Annotated in this window: 16 protein-coding genes; 10 read left to right on the top strand and 6 right to left on the bottom strand. The window is 71.4% G+C overall.

The genetic code is table 11. The features are described from left to right. Positions 1-246 precede the first annotated feature (246 nt). Both ACFHVL_RS20790 and ACFHVL_RS20785 read left to right on the top strand, forming a co-directional pair. Positions 247-1,176: a carbohydrate kinase family protein gene (locus ACFHVL_RS20790; RefSeq protein WP_416629964.1), complete on the top strand. Its 930-nt coding sequence runs from the start codon at positions 247-249 to the stop codon at positions 1,174-1,176. A 140-nt stretch (positions 1,177-1,316) separates the two neighbouring features. Continuing rightward, positions 1,317-1,646, top strand: a complete 330-nt coding sequence (locus tag ACFHVL_RS20785) for a cupin domain-containing protein (RefSeq protein WP_416629963.1) — start codon at positions 1,317-1,319, stop codon at positions 1,644-1,646. Between the two features lie 47 nt (positions 1,647-1,693). Here the strand turns inward: ACFHVL_RS20785 and ACFHVL_RS20780 are convergent, their stop codons facing one another. From ACFHVL_RS20780 to ACFHVL_RS20770, 3 genes are all read right to left on the bottom strand, one after another. Continuing rightward, positions 1,694-2,959, bottom strand: a complete 1,266-nt coding sequence (locus tag ACFHVL_RS20780; protein WP_416629961.1) for a globin domain-containing protein — start codon at positions 2,957-2,959, stop codon at positions 1,694-1,696. A gap of 295 nt (positions 2,960-3,254) precedes the next feature. After that, entirely contained in the window at positions 3,255-4,088 is an 834-nt protein-coding gene (locus ACFHVL_RS20775) for an MBL fold metallo-hydrolase (protein WP_416629959.1), read from the bottom strand. Further along, entirely contained in the window at positions 4,088-4,537 is a 450-nt protein-coding gene (locus tag ACFHVL_RS20770; protein WP_416629957.1) for a thioesterase family protein, read from the bottom strand. The genes ACFHVL_RS20775 and ACFHVL_RS20770 overlap by 1 nt, the downstream gene beginning before the upstream one ends. Before the next feature lie 253 nt (positions 4,538-4,790). Here ACFHVL_RS20770 and ACFHVL_RS20765 point away from each other — a divergent pair, with 253 nt between their 5' ends. Continuing rightward, complete coding sequence (locus tag ACFHVL_RS20765; RefSeq protein ID WP_416629956.1) at positions 4,791-5,579, top strand: SIR2 family NAD-dependent protein deacylase; 789 nt, start codon at positions 4,791-4,793, stop codon at positions 5,577-5,579. Positions 5,580-5,620: 41 nt separating this feature from the next. Here the strand turns inward: ACFHVL_RS20765 and ACFHVL_RS20760 are convergent, their stop codons facing one another. The 3 genes from ACFHVL_RS20760 to ACFHVL_RS20750 all read right to left on the bottom strand — a co-directional run bounded on the left by ACFHVL_RS20760 (position 5,621) and on the right by ACFHVL_RS20750 (position 8,004). Further along, complete coding sequence (locus ACFHVL_RS20760; protein ID WP_416630026.1) at positions 5,621-7,072, bottom strand: PH domain-containing protein; 1,452 nt, start codon at positions 7,070-7,072, stop codon at positions 5,621-5,623. A 161-nt stretch (positions 7,073-7,233) separates the two neighbouring features. Further along, a complete protein-coding gene (locus ACFHVL_RS20755) occupies positions 7,234-7,755 on the bottom strand; it encodes a PH domain-containing protein (RefSeq protein WP_416629954.1) in 522 nt (173 codons plus the stop codon). An 18-nt stretch (positions 7,756-7,773) separates the two neighbouring features. Continuing rightward, positions 7,774-8,004, bottom strand: coding sequence for a hypothetical protein (locus tag ACFHVL_RS20750; RefSeq protein ID WP_416629953.1), 231 nt, complete (start codon positions 8,002-8,004; stop codon positions 7,774-7,776). A 247-nt stretch (positions 8,005-8,251) separates the two neighbouring features. On the opposite strand from ACFHVL_RS20750, the gene ACFHVL_RS20745 reads away from it, so the two are divergent. The 7 genes from ACFHVL_RS20745 to ACFHVL_RS20715 all read left to right on the top strand — a co-directional run bounded on the left by ACFHVL_RS20745 (position 8,252) and on the right by ACFHVL_RS20715 (position 15,321). Next, positions 8,252-9,433: an AAA family ATPase gene (locus ACFHVL_RS20745; protein ID WP_416629952.1), complete on the top strand. Its 1,182-nt coding sequence runs from the start codon at positions 8,252-8,254 to the stop codon at positions 9,431-9,433. Further along, positions 9,412-10,401 carry a DUF58 domain-containing protein gene (locus ACFHVL_RS20740; RefSeq protein WP_416629951.1) on the top strand — a complete coding sequence of 330 codons (990 nt, stop codon included), beginning with the start codon at positions 9,412-9,414 and terminating at the stop codon, positions 10,399-10,401. Before ACFHVL_RS20745 ends, ACFHVL_RS20740 begins: the two co-directional genes overlap by 22 nt. Continuing rightward, entirely contained in the window at positions 10,398-11,348 is a 951-nt protein-coding gene (locus ACFHVL_RS20735) for a VWA domain-containing protein (RefSeq protein ID WP_416629950.1), read from the top strand. Before ACFHVL_RS20740 ends, ACFHVL_RS20735 begins: the two co-directional genes overlap by 4 nt. Before the next feature lie 535 nt (positions 11,349-11,883). Further along, positions 11,884-12,591, top strand: a complete 708-nt coding sequence (gene fabG / locus ACFHVL_RS20730; RefSeq protein ID WP_416629949.1) for a 3-oxoacyl-ACP reductase FabG — start codon at positions 11,884-11,886, stop codon at positions 12,589-12,591. A 77-nt stretch (positions 12,592-12,668) separates the two neighbouring features. Then, positions 12,669-13,436: an enoyl-ACP reductase FabI gene (gene fabI / locus ACFHVL_RS20725; protein ID WP_416629948.1), complete on the top strand. Its 768-nt coding sequence runs from the start codon at positions 12,669-12,671 to the stop codon at positions 13,434-13,436. Positions 13,437-13,501: 65 nt separating this feature from the next. After that, positions 13,502-14,545 carry a ferrochelatase gene (locus ACFHVL_RS20720; RefSeq protein WP_416629947.1) on the top strand — a complete coding sequence of 348 codons (1,044 nt, stop codon included), beginning with the start codon at positions 13,502-13,504 and terminating at the stop codon, positions 14,543-14,545. Beyond that, on the top strand, positions 14,482-15,321 hold the full coding sequence (locus tag ACFHVL_RS20715; RefSeq protein ID WP_416630024.1) for an HAD-IIA family hydrolase: 840 nt from the start codon (positions 14,482-14,484) through the stop codon (positions 15,319-15,321). The genes ACFHVL_RS20720 and ACFHVL_RS20715 overlap by 64 nt, the downstream gene beginning before the upstream one ends. Positions 15,322-15,545 lie beyond the last annotated feature (224 nt).

Genomic DNA, 15,545 nt, shown 5'->3' with positions numbered 1-15,545 from the left:
GGCTGCCAGTCGTCGTGCCGTGGTCACGGCCGGACGACGTGCCGTCCGATGGACGTGTGCGCGCTCGCGTAGCTCCCGGCGAGTCCGAATGACGGTGCGTCAGCCCCCGCACCGCCTCGGTAATCGATATCCCATCACACATCGACCGGAAGCACAATAGCCATCTCTCAATATCCGCCCATCCGGTGGGCGACCCTGGATGAACTGGGAGAATTCAAGACGGCAACCGGCAACAGGAGGAAACTCATGCGGTACGCGGTGGTGCTCGGCGAGGCACTGATCGATCTGCTCGACGGCGAGTGCGACGGCGCCCCGGTCTACCGTCAGGTCATCGGCGGTGCGCCGCTGAACGTGGCGGTCGGTGTCGCCCGGCTCGGCGGATCGGTCGAGTTCGCCGGGTCGCTCGGTGACGACGCGCTCGCCGAACGGATCCGGGCCTTCCTGCGTACCGCCGGGGTCGGTGACCGCGCCCTGACCACGGTGGCCGCGCCGACCACCCTGGCGGTGGCCACCTTCACCGCCGCGGAGCCCGACTTCCGCTTCTACGGCGACCCGCCCTCGTACGGGCAGTTCGACGCCGCCGGACTCGACGACGGACTGATCAGCGACGCGGCGGTGCTGTACTGCGGCTCCATCGCCCTGCTGTGCGAGCCGACACTCGCCGCCGCCCGACAGGCCTGGGCGGGTGCCACCGGGCTACGGGTGTTCGACCCCAACGTACGGCCGAGGCTGCTGCCCGACCGTGCCGCGGTCACGGCGTACCGCGAGGTGGTGGCGGGCTTCGCCGCGACCGCCGACCTGGTCAAGCTGAGCGCGGCCGACGCCGAGGTGCTCTACGACGGTGCCGATCCGGGGGTCGCCGCCGCCCTGCTGCACGATCTCGGCGCCGGCGCGGTGGTGGTCACCCGGGGGGCGGCCGGCGCGTTGGTCAGCGCCGGTGGCGAGGCGTTGCTGATCGACGCCCCGAAGGTGGCGGCCGTCGACGCCACCGGGGCCGGGGACTCGGTGATGGGTGCCCTGATCGCCGAGTTGCTCGACACCGGGCTGCCGACCGACGCGGTCGGCTGGGCGCAGCAGGTCGGTTTCGCGTTGCGGGTGGCCGGGCTGGTCTGCGAGTCCCCCGGTGGGGCGGTGTCCATGCCGACCCGGGCCGCCGTCGCCGAACGCTTCGCTTGACCTCTTCGGGACCAAAGTCCCTGGCCGCAGCCGAGGGAAGCGGCGAGCCTGTAAACAGGCAGAGCAAGTTTCCTGTTTTGGCCGTCCGGCCGCTGACCGAGTGTTCGACCAGCAGCCGGACGGCCCCCCGGAGGTATCCCATGTCGCCGTCCGCACTGTCGCAACTGACCGAGGAGCAACTCGTGCTGGCTCATGCCGCAGACAGCGGGCGGAGCGCTCGGACCGTGCACGGCGGCTCCACCACGTCGCTGCGGCAAACCCTGATCGCGTTGGTTGCGGGACAGGGCCTCGCCGAGCACGCCAGCCCTGGCGAGGCGACGCTGCAGGTGCTGCGTGGCCGGATCCGGTTGGTCGCCGGGGACCAATCCTGGCCCGGGCAGGCCGGCGACCTGCTGGTCGTTCCGGCCAGCCGGCATGCGCTGTACGCCGACGAGGACTCGGCGGTGCTGTTGACGGTCGCCCGCGGCTGAGTACCGCGCCCTGCGCCGGTCGGCGCACGGTGCGACGCCGTAGGTACTCAGTCACGCAGCATTCCCGGCCCGAACACCTCGTACGCGATCCGCTCGGCCGGCAGGCCCCGGCGCATCAGTCCGGTGCGGACCTGTGCCATGAAAGGCACCGGTCCGCAGAGATGGGCCCACGCTCTGGGGGCGAGGGGGATACCGGCTGGGTCCAGCCGTCCCGGGTACACCGCTGCCTTCAAGCCGGCGAGTTCACCATCGGTGGCATCCTCGTACCACAGGTGAACGGACAGATTTGGTAGCCGCTGCTGCAGACCAGGCAGTTCGTGACGCAACGCGTGCGCGGTGCCGGACCGGTCGGCGTGCACCAGCACCACCTCGCGGAACGGTGTGGCGGTGGCCAGATGAGCCAGGGCAGCCATTGCCGGTGTGACGCCGATCCCGGCACTGACCAGCAACAGCGGCGTCCTGGTCGGGTCCGGGTCGTCTGAGTTGGCGCCTGCCACGCCGATTGCGCTGACCTCGCCGAACGCCGGGCTGAGCCGCAGGACGTCACCGACGGAGACCCGGTCGTGCAGGTGATTGGAGACGGCCCCGTCCGGTGTGCGGACCCCGTCCGTCACCCGGTCGACGCCCCTGATCCGCTTGACGGTGATCCGCCATTGCCCGGTCCCGGGCTGCCCGGAAAGGCTGTACTGACGGATCTGCTGGCCTTGGCCGCCAGCCAGCTCGACCAGGACGGAGACGTACTGGCCAGGGAGGAACGTGGGCGGGGTGTCGCCGCTGGCCGGTACCAGGGCGAACGACACCACGCTCGGCGTCTCCTGGACCTTGTCAACGACCCGCCATGGTCGCCAGCCTGCGCCGGCCCGCAGCGCGACCCCGGCAACGGTGTACAGGTGCGCCTCACGGGCGATCAGTTCGCAGGCCAGCAGCCAGTAGACCTCGTCCCAGGCCGCCGCGACCTCAGGCGTGACGGCGTCGCCCAGCACCTCGCCGACCGCGGCGAGCAGGTGTCGACCGACGATCGGGTACTGCGTGGCGGTGATTCCGAGAGAGGCGTGCTTGTGCGCTATCCGGTCCAGCACCGGCCCCCAGGGTAGCCGGCTTGCTCCGGTGAGGTGCTCGGCGTACGCGACGACAGCGGCGGCCAGCGCCGCCCGCTGCTGCCCGGTCGCCTGGTTGCCCCGGTTGAACAGGTCGAGCAACTCTGGATGGGCGGCGAACATCCGCGAGTAGAAGCGGCCGGTGATCGCCTCGCCGTGTGCCTGAACGGCAGGCAGGGTCGTGGTCACCACCGTAGCCGAGGATTCCGAGAGCATGTCCGCTCCTTTGAGGATCGGAAGGGTCGATGCCCACCTAACAGGATCTCTGGATTCCTCTTCAGGGCCGAAGGTCCCGGCTCTGGGGCGACCCAGGTCACTGCGGCGGGGCCGGCTCGTCCATGTTGCTCCGCTCCATAGCTGGTTAGGGTCGGGCCGTGAAGTGCAACCGGGCGACGGACATCGCGTTGCGGGTCGCCATGCTCGTCGCGGCGTCCGGGACACGCACCACGGTGGACGAGTTGGCAACCCGGCTCGTAGTGCCGTCGTCTCCTGTCTTTCGGCAATCGACGGCTCAGGTGCGGTTGGCCAGCTCGGCGTAGCCCCGGGCCACCGCCACGGCCGCGCCCGGCAGGCCGTACGGGGCACGCGCCGCCGCCCGCTCGACCGGTGCGCCGTCGGCGTGGCCATCCCGGATCAACCACTCCAGCGCCACCAGATCGGTGTGCTGGGCGCGGACGAAGTCCACGCCGACGCACGCCCCGTGCCCGGGTACCACGACACTCGACGGCCCGAGCCGGCGCAGCAGAGCAGCCAGCGTGTCCGGCCACTCCAGCGGGTAGGCGTCGTCGAACGACGGTGCAGCGCCCTCCTCGACCAGATCCCCGGCGACCAGCACGTCGGCGTCCGGCACCTGCACGACCAGATCCCCGGCGGTGTGGCCGCGCCCGGGATGCCACACCTGCACGATCCGGTCACCCAGATCGAGCGGCGCGGTCCGGGCCACCGTACGGTCCGGCGGATGGACCTGCGCGTCGCGCAGCCGCGCGGCCAGCTGCAGGTCGTGGTCGACCATCTCCCGGTACGCCTCGTCGCGGATCACCTCGACCGGCCGGTGCAGCAACCGGGCGGCCTCCGGGTGTGCCCAGACCTCGGCGGGCGGGTCACCGGCGACGATCCCGTTGCCGAAGCAGTGGTCGAAGTGGTGGTGGGTGTTCACCACCGACCACGGCAGATCGGTGATCCGCCGGGCCGCCTCGACCAACGCGGCCGCCTCGGCCGGCGTACCGCCGGTGTCGACGACGACGGCGCGGACCGCACCGACGATCAAGGTCGAGTTGACGTCCAGCGACCGCCGGCGCAGCACGTACACCCGGTCGGCTACCTCGGCGAAGTCGCCGTCGGGCATCACAGGGCCCGGTTGCCGGACGGCGAGTCACCGGCGCGCGGTGCCGGCAGGCGGTCGAAGGCCCGCTCGACGAACCGGTGCCGGTCCACCAGGAGCCGCTCGATCCGGCCCTGCGCGACGGTCAGGTCTCCCTCCGACACCACCACGTCGAAGGTCAGCCGCCGGCCGTCGACGTCGGTGAGCCTGGCCACCGCCGCGACCGTCCGGCCCACCGGGGTCGCCGCCAGATGGTCCAACTCGACGCGGGTGCCGACCGTCGTCATCCCGGTCGGCAGTGCGGTGGCGGTCGCGGCGACCGTCGCAGCCTCGGCCAACGCGAGCACCCTCGGGGTGCCGAGGACCGGTACGTCGCCCGAGCCGACCGCCTGGGCGGTGTCGGCGTCGGTCACGGTCAGCTCCACCCGGGCGGTGGTGCCCGGACTGAAGACGTTCTCCGGCGGCTGTCCCATGAGCAATCAGCCTAGGTCCTCGGCCGCGGCCCGACCACGAAAGCCGGTAGGCGCGTCCGGCCCGTTTTCCGGCTGGCTCGCCGTGGGCTGGCTCGCCGTGGGCGGGCTGGCCCTGCTGTCCTTCGGCGGCGCTGATCGGCGGCCTGTTCGGGGCGTCCGCCGTGCTGTGGATCGGCACGGCGGGCATGACTGCCGCCTTCCTGCCAGCCCTGCTGGTCGCCGTCGCGGGCGACGTACCGGCTACCGTCGACACATGTCCGACCGTGCGAGCGCGGCGCCTGTCGACGAGGTGGCAGGGTGGCTGACGGCAGCCCAGGACGTCCTGGCCCTGACCGGGGCCGGGATCTCCACCGACTCCGGGATTCCCGACTTCCGGGGGCCCAACGGCGTCTGGACCCGGGACCCGGAGGCGGCCAAGCTGTTCACCCTCGACGCGTACGTCGCCGACCCGGCGATCCGGCGTCGGTCCTGGCTCGGTCGCCGGGATCATCCGGCCTGGTCCGCGCAGCCGAACGCCGGCCACGCGAGCCTGGTGGAGCTGGAACGGTCCGGCCGGCTCGCCGCGATCGTCACCCAGAACATCGACGGTCTGCACCAACGCGCCGGCAACAGCCCGGACAAGGTGATCGAGATCCACGGCACGATGTCCGAGGTCGAGTGCCTGAGCTGCGACGACCGGACCGGCATGGACGAGGCGCTGGCCCGGGTGGCGGCGGGCGAGGACGACCCGGACTGCCGCCGGTGTGGCGGCATCCTGAAGGCGGCCACGATCTCGTTCGGTCAGTCGCTGCACGGACCCACCCTGCGTCGGGCGGTGCGCACCGCCGAACACTGCGACCTGCTGATCGCCGTCGGGACGTCACTGACCGTGCAACCAGCCGCCGGGCTGGTGGAGATCGCGGCCGGAGCCGGCGCCCGGGTGGTGATCGTCAACGCGGCGGCGACGCCGTACGACGCGATCGCCGACGCGGTGCTGCGCGAGCCGATCGGTACGGTGCTGCCCGCACTGGTGCGGTCGTCGGGCGTGCCAAGATCAATGTGAGCGCTGGATACCCTACAACCGCCGGGTAGCGTATCGGACGCTCACATTGATCCCGGCACGCTGCTGTCGGGGCCGGCCGGATGGTCTGCCTCCGGAGACCCGCCGTCCGGCGTCGGTGCGGCGGCCGGGGTTACCGCTGTGGTGCGGGCGGTGCGGGCGCGGTCGCTGAGCTGCGCCGCCAGCCACCACGCTTCAGCCAGATCCCGGTCCTTGGCGTAGGCGCTCGGCCCGCCGGCGGTGTCGGCGTAGACCGTGGCCAGGCCGAGTAGCCGCTGCAGCGGCCCCTGCAGCACCCGTACGCTCTGCATCCGCGCGTACGGCACGACCAGCAGGTGGCGGGTCAGTAGTCCGCTGCGGACACTGAACACCTCGTCGGCGAGCCCGGCGCCGAGCCTCGGCAGTACCAGCGGGTTGAGCCAGCGGGCGCGGCGCGGTGGCGGCGTCATCGGCAGCGCGTCGATGACGATGCCGGGCAGGACGTCGTCGAGGATGCGGTTCGCGGTGGGCAGGTCGCCGACCGGCAGCAACTGGTCGGACTGGGAGCCGTTCTGCGTCTCCGCCGCGGAGTAGCCGGCGACGTGCAGTCGCATCCGCAGCCACCTCTTGCCCCGCCACAGCAGCGGCCAGGTCACCCCGACCGCCTGTACCCGGTGCAGCGGCACGGTCTGCGACCGGGTTTCGGTCAGCCCGTGCCGCACCCGTAGGCCGACCTCGTCGTGGGCCAGCCGGAAGTTCCAGTCGCTGAGCACCCGCCGGATCGGCTGCAGCAGCACCCCGGCGGTGGCGGTGAGGGTGCTGGCGACCGCGATGAACGACCAGGTGATGTCCATCGCGAACTGGGTGACCACGAAGGCGAGGGCGAACGGCAGGAACATCGTCTGCGGGGTCAGCAACTGACTGATCAGCAGATCCCGGTTGACCACGGTGTGCAGCAGCTTGCCGGGCGGCGGAGCCGACGGGTCGGGCAGGCCGGCCGGCGTACCGTCGGGAAAGGGTTGTGGTGCGACGGAGCCGGCGGTGCCGGCGCGGTCGGCCAGCGCGAGCAGCCGGGCCCGCAACGCGGCGGCGTCGGCGACGGTGAGGTACGCCAGGGGGGCCTCGGTCTGGCTGCCGCCGACCACCTCCAGCCGCAGCTCGGCCAGACCGGTGGCTTGGGCGAGCAACGGCCGGACCACCTCGACGGCCTGCAGCCGCTCCAACGGGATGGCCCGGGTCCGCCGCCACAGCAGCCCTTCGTGGATGCGCAACTCCCGGCCGACCACGTGGTAACCGGTGTTGTACCAGCTCACCACCGCTATCACCAGGTAGCCGAGCATGCACAGCACGACCAGCAGGGCGAAGCGGCCGAAACCCACCCGGCCGAGCGTCTGCCAGGACAGCCCGGCGATGATCACCACGAGCGCCCGGCTGCCCTTGAGCATCGGGCTCAGCGGGTGCAGCCGCTGCCGTGGTTCCTCTGATGGCACCGGCGGCGGGTAGGGCTGCCCGGGCATCGGATACGGCGCCGCGTGGTAGGGGTTGGGCGTCGCGTCGTAAGGCTGCGGGAACGGCGGCTGCTGCTGTGCGTGCGGCGGGGGATAGGCCTGCGGCGGGTAGTACGGCTGTGGTGCCGGGTGCGGGGGAGGAACCTGTGGCGGCTGTTGCGGCGGCTGGGTCACAGCCCCTCCGCCCGGACCTCGCCGAGGGCGGTGAGCCGGTCCCGTAGCCGCGACGCCTCCGCCGGCCGCAGGCCCGGAACGCGGGCGTCGCTGGCCGCGGCGGCGGTGTGCAACTGCACCGTGGCCAGATCGAAGGCCCGCTCCAACGGGCCGGCCGAGACGTCGACGAACTGCATTCGGGCGTACGGCACGATCGACAGCCGGCGGACCAGCAGCCCATGACGGACCAGCAGATCGTCGTCGCGTTCGGCGTATCCCCAGGCGTACACCGCCCGGACGGTCGCCACCACCCGCAGCACGGTGAGCAGCACCGCTGCGGCGAAGCCGACGCCGACGAACCAGAACCCGGTGATCGCCCAGCCGACGCCGAGCCCGATCAACAGGAAACTCATTCCAATGGCCAGCCGGATCAACTCCACCCAGACCAGGTCACTGGAAACTGGCTGCCACTGCACCGTGTCCGGCCATGGCTCCAACGGGTTGGTCGGGGCTACCGGTGCGGTGGACTGTTCGCTCACCCTTACGAGCGTAGGCGATCAGCCGAGCGGTGCCACCTCGCGTAGGAATCCGCGCGCCGTCAGGAAGTCGCCGAGCCGATCCCGGTGCTCGCCGCACGCCAGCCAGATCTTGCGCCGTTCGGCGTCGTGCAGCCTGGGATTGTTCCAGCGCAACGACCAGACGGCCGAGGCTCGGCAACCTTTCGCGGAGCAGACGAGACCCGGATCGGGGACCGACGCCGCGCCGGAAGGCTGGGGGGCGGCAATCATCCGCTGAGTCTAGATTGCCGGTCGGGCGGCGTACTCGCGGCAGCCGACACATCTGAGGTTTGAACGCCGGGCGACCACGGGGGAAGCCGCCCGGCGACGGCTGAATCGTACACACGCCGATCCCCCCTGTGTCTACCCACCCGACGGGCTTTCTCGGCCGCTGCCCGCACCTTCGGAGCGGCGTGCGACGCTTAGTGCGGCACGACCCTTTCGACCGACGACGTCTGAACCACGCTGTGGAGGACCGGTGGCCCAGCCGATCACGCCCGAATCTTCGACACCGACCGACCTCCCGCCGCAGGCGGACACGTCGCCCTCCCCGGCAGCGGCCCCGGCCGTGTCCACCGCCAGCTCCCCGGCTGCGGACGCGACGCTGCTCGAACGGGCGATGTTCGAGGTGAAGCGGGTCATCGTCGGTCAGGACCGGATGGTCGAGCGGATGTTCGTCGCTCTGCTCGCGCGCGGGCACTGCCTGCTCGAAGGCGTCCCCGGGGTGGCGAAGACCCTGGCCGTGGAGACCCTCGCGACCGTGGTCGGCGGCTCCTTCGCCCGGGTCCAGTTCACCCCGGACCTGGTCCCCGCCGACCTGGTCGGCACCCGGATCTACCGGCAGTCCAGCGAGAAGTTCGACATCGAACTCGGGCCGGTCTTCGTGAACTTCCTGCTCACCGACGAGATCAACCGGGCGCCCGCCAAGGTCCAGTCGGCGCTGCTCGAGGTGATGAGCGAACGGCAGGTGTCCCTCGGCGGGCAGACCCACCGGGTGCCGGAGCCGTTCCTGGTGATGGCCACCCAGAATCCGATCGAGCAGGAAGGCGTCTATCCGCTGCCGGAGGCACAACGCGACCGTTTCCTGATGAAGATCGTCGTAGGCTATCCGACGGACGCCGAGGAACGCGAGATCGTCTACCGGATGGGCGTCGACGCGCCGCAGCCGAACGTCATCTTCGAGCCGAGCGACCTGATCGACCTGCAACGCAAGGCGGACAAGGTCTTCGTGCACAACGCGCTCGTCGACTACACGGTGCGGCTGGTGCTGGCCACCCGGGCACCCGCCGAGCACGGCATGCCGGACGTGGCCCAGCTCATCCAGTACGGTGCCAGCCCCCGAGCCTCGCTGGGGATCGTGCGGGCCACCCGCGCGTTGGCGACGCTGCGTGGCCGCGACTACGCGCTGCCGCAGGACGTGCAGGACATCGCCCCGGACATTCTGCGGCACCGGCTGGTGCTCAGCTACGACGCGCTGGCCGACGACGTACCGGCCGATCACGTCGTCGGTCGGATCATGTCGACGGTGCCGTTGCCGACCGTCGCGCCCCGGCAGAACGCAACTCCGCCGCCCGGCCAACCGGCCGCCGGTCAGTTCGGCGCCGCCCCGGGCGCACCGGGTGCTGCCGCCGCCGGTCAGTGGCCCGGGCAGTTGCCGTGACCGCACCGCCCCCGGCGCCCAGCGCCGGCCGGGCGGAGGCTGTCCTCTCCCGGCTGTACCTGACCGTCACCCGCAAGCTCGACGGTCTGCTGCAAGGCGACTACGTCGGGCTGCTGCCCGGGCCGGGCAGCGAGGCCGGCGAGTCCATCGAGTACCGCCCGGGTGACGACGTACGCCGGATGGACTGGCCGGTGACCGCCCGGACCACCGTGCCGCACGTCCGCCGCACGGTCGCCGACCGGGAGTTGGAGACCTGGCTCGCGGTCGACCTGTCCGCGAGCCTCGACTTCGGTACCGCCCGCTGTCTGAAGCGGGAGCTGGCGGTCTGCGCGGCGGCGGCGATGATCCACCTGACCGCCCGGGGCGGCAACCGGGTCGGCGCGGTGATCGGCACCGGCGACCCGACGTCGGGCGGGTCGACACTGCGACTGCCGGCCCGCACCGGCCGCAAGGAGGCCCACGGCCTGCTTCGCGCGATCGCCCGTACCCCGTCGAAGCCGGGCCACAGCGATCTCGGCGCCCTGGTCGACATGCTGAACCGTCCGCCGCGCCGCCGAGGGGTGGCGGTGGTGGTCTCCGACTTCCTCGCACCGCCGCAGCAGTGGGGTCGGCCGATCCGTAAACTGGCGGTGCGCCACGACGTGCTCGCCGTGGAGGTGCTCGACCCGGTCGAGCTGGCTCTGCCCGACGCCGGTGTGCTCGCCCTGACCGATCCCGAGACCGGCACGCTGCACGAGGTCCAGACCGCCGATCCGCGACTGCGTCGCCGGTACGCCGAGGCCGCCGCCGCCCAACGCTCCGTGATCGCGCAGACCCTGCGCGGCGCCGGTGCGGCCCATCTGCGGCTGCGTACCGATTCGGACTGGCTGTTGGACATCGTCCGGTTCGTCGCCGGCCAGCGGCACGCCCGTACCCGTGGCAGCGCCCGCCCGGCCCCCGCCCCGCGCCCGGAAAGCGAAGTTCGATGATCCGTTTCCTGCAGCCCTGGTGGCTGCTCGCTCTGCTGCCGGTGCTCGTCGTCGCCGGGCTGTACGTGTGGCGCCAGTTCCGCCGCAAGGCGTATGCGGTGCGGTTCACCAACGTGGACCTGCTGCGTACGCTCGCACCTCGTGGTCTCGGCTGGCGGCGGCACCTCGCGGCCGGCGCGTTCCTGCTGAGCCTGTTGGTGCTGGCGTCGGCGTTGGCCCGGCCGTCGATCGACGCCGAGGAGTCGCTGGAGCGGGCCACCGTGATGCTCGCCATCGACGTGTCGTTGTCGATGGAAGCCAACGACGTGGCCCCGAGCCGGATCGAGGCCGCCCAGCAGGCGGCGAAGGAGTTCGTGGCGGAGCTGCCGGAGGGCTACAACATCGGGCTGGTCGCGTTCGCCAAGTCGGCCAACGTGCTGGTCGCCCCGACCAAGGACCGGCCGGCGGTGACCCAGGCGATCGACGGGCTGGCGCTGGCCGAGGCGACCGCCACCGGCGAGGCGGTCTTCACCTCGTTGGAGGCGATCCGGATGGTGCCCACCGACGGTGCGCAGGGGCCGCCGCCGGCCCGGATCGTGCTGCTCTCCGATGGCTACCGCACCTCGGGCCGGTCGGTCGAGGAGGCCGCCGCCGCGGCGGCGGCGGCGAACGTGCCGGTGTCGACGATCGCCTTCGGCACCGACGATGGCCAGGTGCAGATCGGCGGCCAGGTGCAGCGGGTGCCGGTGGACCGGTTCGCCCTCGCGGAGCTCGCCGAGGCGACCAACGGCTACTACTACGAGGCGGCCACGGTCAGCGAACTCAACCAGGTGTACGAGGACATGGGCTCGTCCATCGGCCAGCGCACCGTGCCACGGGAGATCACCCAGTGGTACGCGGCGGTGGCGCTGCTGCTGGCGCTGGGTGCCGCCGTACTGAGTCTGCTGTGGACCTCACGCCTGCCGTGACCGGCCGGTCGGCGGCGTCCGCGTCTCAGCGGGCGCCGCTGGCCAGTACGAAGATGACGGCGATCCAGACTGCGGCGAGGGTGAATCCCAGCGGCGCGACGTAACGGTTCATGGGACTGGCTCCGGCGACGGGCGGGCACCCTTGGCGGGGCGACCGGCAGGCGGGCTGACGGGCGACACGGGTGAGTCGCGCGGGCGCACCGGAGCCACACCGGATCAGTGTGGTCGGCCGGCGGCCCGGCGGCGACTGGGAGGATCGCTATCTCGCACAGCGATCACCTCCGTAGGTCGTCCGGCCGTTGAACCGGGCAAGAGCGTACACCCGGGCCGCCGGGTCGGCACAAGCGGCCACCTGATCACCAGCGCGACGGCACCGATCTGCGCCGCCTCGGGGACCACTGTGCCGCTCACCAGTGCGAGGCCACGACCGGATCGTGCCGGTGACATGACACCGCGGGCTGGTACCCCCGGGTTACTGCTTACCCGGGGGTAGCACCTAGTCTCCAAGCCGGATCAATCGAGACGAGGGGGAAACGTGGCCCGCACCGTACTGGTCACCGGGGGTAACCGGGGTATCGGTCTGGCGATCGCGCAGGCGTTCGCGAAGCAGGGCGACCGGGTCGCGATCACCTACCGATCCAGCTTCGCCGAGCAGGACGGCCTGTTCGGCGTACGGTGCGACGTCACCGACGCCGCCTCCGTCGACGAGGCGTTCGGCACGGTCGAAGCCGAACTCGGACCGGTCGAGGCGCTGGTGGCCAACGCCGGCATCACCGACGACACGCTGCTGCTGCGGATGTCCGAGGAGCAGTTCACCTCGGTGCTCGACACGAACCTGACCGGTGCGTACCGCTGTGCCAAGCGGGCCTCGACGAAGATGCTGCGGGCCCGCTGGGGCCGGTTGATCTTCATCTCGTCGGTGGTCGGCCTGCTCGGCTCACCCGGTCAGGTCAACTACGCGGCGAGCAAGGCCGGCCTGGTCGGCATGGCCCGCTCGATCACCCGCGAGCTCGGCGGCCGCAACATCACCGCCAACGTGGTCGCCCCGGGGTACGTGGAGACCGAGATGACCGCCGCCTTGCCCGAGGAGCGCAAGGTCGAATACCGCAAGGCCATTCCGGCGGGCCGCTTCGCCGCCGCCGACGAGGTCGCGGCGGCGGTGACGTGGCTTGCCGGCGACTCGGCCAGTTACATCTCCGGGGCGGTCATCCCCGTCGACGGTGGCCTCGGCATGGGCCACTGACAGTCCGCCCGACACCACGTCCAGGCCAGCCCAGATCAGCCACGACCCCGGCTGTCGAACATCGAACGGAGAAACCTGTGTCCGCACTGCTGGCCGGTAAGCGGCTGCTCGTGACCGGTGTCATCACCGACCAGTCGATCGCCTTCTCGGTGGCCAAGCTCGCCCAGGAGAACGGCGCCACCGTCGTGCTGACCGGTTTCGGCCGGATGTCACTGGTGGAGCGGATCGCCAAGCGGCTGCCGGAACCGGCGCCGGTGATCGAGCTCGACGTGACCAGCCCGGAGCATCTGGACGGCCTCGCCGACAAGGTACGCGAGCACGTCGACGGCCTCGACGGCCTGGTGCACTCGATCGGCTTCGCCCCGCAGAGCTGCCTCGGTGGCGGTTTCCTCGACGCGCCGTGGGAGGACGTGGCGACCGCCCTGCACGTCTCGACCTTCTCGTACAAGTCGTTGGCGATGGCGGCGCTGCCGCTGATGCGCCCGGGCGGCGCGGTGGTCGGGCTCACCTTCGACGCCAGTTTCGCCTGGCCGGTGTACGACTGGATGGGCGTGGCCAAGGCCGGTCTGGAGTCCGCCTCCCGCTACCTGGCGCTGCACCTGGGGCCGAAGGGGATCCGCAGCAACCTGGTCGCCGCCGGACCGCTGCGCACCATGGCGGCGAAGTCGATCCCCGGCTTCGAGGCCTTCGAGCACGCCTGGACGGAGCGGGCACCGCTGGGCTGGCAGCTCTCCGACCAGGAGCCGGCCGCGCGTGCCTGCCTGGCGTTGCTGTCCGACTGGTTCCCGGCCACCACCGGGGAGATCGTCCACGTCGACGGCGGCTACCACGCCGTCGGTGCCTGATCCGGGGCGGTCCTGATCCGGGTGCGCCGCCGCCGGTCCGGGCGCGACCAGGAAGAATGACGACCATGGTGTACGACGCACTGGTCCTGCTCTCGTTCGGCGGCCCGGAGGGGCCCGACGACGTACTGCCCTTCCTGGCCAACGTCACCCGGGGGCGCAACGTGCCGCCGGAGCGGCTCGCCGAGGTCGCCGAGCACTACCAGCACTTCGGCGGCGTGTCGCCGATCAATCAGCAGTGCCGGGAACTGCTCGCCGCGATCCAGGCCGACTTCGCCGCCAACGGGATCGACCTGCCGGTCTACTGGGGCAACCGGAACTGGCATCCGATGCTGACCGACACGGTCGCGCGGATGCGTGACGACGGGGTGCGCCACGCGCTCGGCTTCGCCACCAGCGCCTACGGCGGGTATTCGTCGTGCCGGCAGTACCAGGAGGACATCGCGGCGGCCCGGGCGGCGGTCGGCCCGGACGCCCCGGTGATCGACAAGCTGCGGCAGTTCCACGACCATCCCGGTTTCGTCGGCCCGCACGCCGAGGCGGTGCGGGCCGCCGTGGGCACGCTGGATCCGGCCGTACGCGGGCACACCCGGCTGGTGTTCACCGCCCACTCGATCCCGGACACCATGGCGGCCGCCGCCGGCCCCGACGGCGGGCGCTACCAGGCCCAGCTGGCCGAGACTGCCCGGCTGGTCGCCGCCGACGCCGCGCCGGATCTGCCGTACGACCTGGTCTGGCAGAGCCGGTCCGGGCCGCCGCAGGTGCCGTGGCTGGAGCCGGACATCAACGACCACCTGCGGGACCTGGCCGGGCAGGGCGTGGCCGCCGTGGTGGTCAGCCCGATCGGGTTCGTCTCCGACCACCTCGAGGTGGTGTGGGATCTGGACACCGAGGCGGCCACGACCGCCAAGGAGCTCGGGCTGGCGTATGTCCGGGCCGGCACGCCGGGGACCCACCCGGGGTTCGTCACCATGGTCCGCGAGTTGGTGTCGGAGCGAATTGACCCGCGGGTCACCGGGCCGCGACGTCGCCTCGGTACGCTTCCGATCTGGGACACCTGCCCGGTGAACTGCTGCACCACCCCCGCCACCACCCCCCGGAGACCGTCGTGATCGACCGTAAGCCCGTCGAGAGTTGGCTGACCGACATGGACGGCGTGCTGGTGCACGAAGGCCAGCCGGTCCCCGGCGCACCGGAGTTCATCAACCGGCTGCGTACCTCGGGCAAGCCGTTCCTGGTGTTGACGAACAACTCGATCTACACGCCCCGGGACCTGCAGGCGCGGCTCACCCGGATGGGTTTCGACGTGCCGGAGCAGGCGATCTGGACGGCGGCCCTGGCCACCGCCCAGTTCCTCGCCGATCAGCGTCCGGGCGGCACGGCGTACGTGATCGGCGAGGCCGGGCTGACCACGGCGATGCACGCGGTCGGCTACATCCTGAGTGACTACGCCCCGGACTACGTGGTGTTGGGGGAGACCCGTACCTACAGCTTCGAGGCGATCACCAAGGCGGTCCGGCTGATCAACGATGGTGCCCGGTTCATCTGCACCAACCCGGATCCGACCGGACCGTCGACCGAGGGCGCGTTGCCGGCGGCCGGGTCGGTGGCGGCGATGATCTCGAAGGCGACCGGGGTGGAGCCGTACTTCGTCGGCAAGCCGAATCCGATGATGATGCGGTCGGCGTTGAACACGATCGACGCGCACTCGGAGAGCACCGCGATGATCGGCGACCGGATGGACACCGATGTCTTGTGCGGGCTGGAGGCGGGTCTGCAGACGATCCTGGTGCTCACCGGGATCAGTAGCCGGGCCGACATCGACCGTTATCCGTACCGGCCGTCCCGGATCGTCCCGTCGGTGGCCGACCTGATCGACGAGATCTGACCGCTCCCGCCACCCACCACCCACCAAGATCGCGACGATCTTGCACTTATCGATGGACAAATCCGGCAAATGTTCTCGATAAGTGCAAGATCGTCGCGGGGGGGGTGTCCCTATGGGTTGTGTCAAGCGGCGAGGCGGGGTTCGGCCGCCGTTTTGGGCTGGTATGGCCGTTGGGTGCGGAGCATGGCGTGGAGGACGTCGACGCGGCGGCGGGCGAGGCAGAT

Source organism: Micromonospora sp. LOL_023, from assembly GCF_048060115.1.
Taxonomy (GTDB): Bacteria; Actinomycetota; Actinomycetes; order Mycobacteriales; family Micromonosporaceae; genus Micromonospora_E.
Note: the sequence above shows the minus strand (reverse complement) of the source record. Positions and strands in the feature narration are given on the sequence as shown.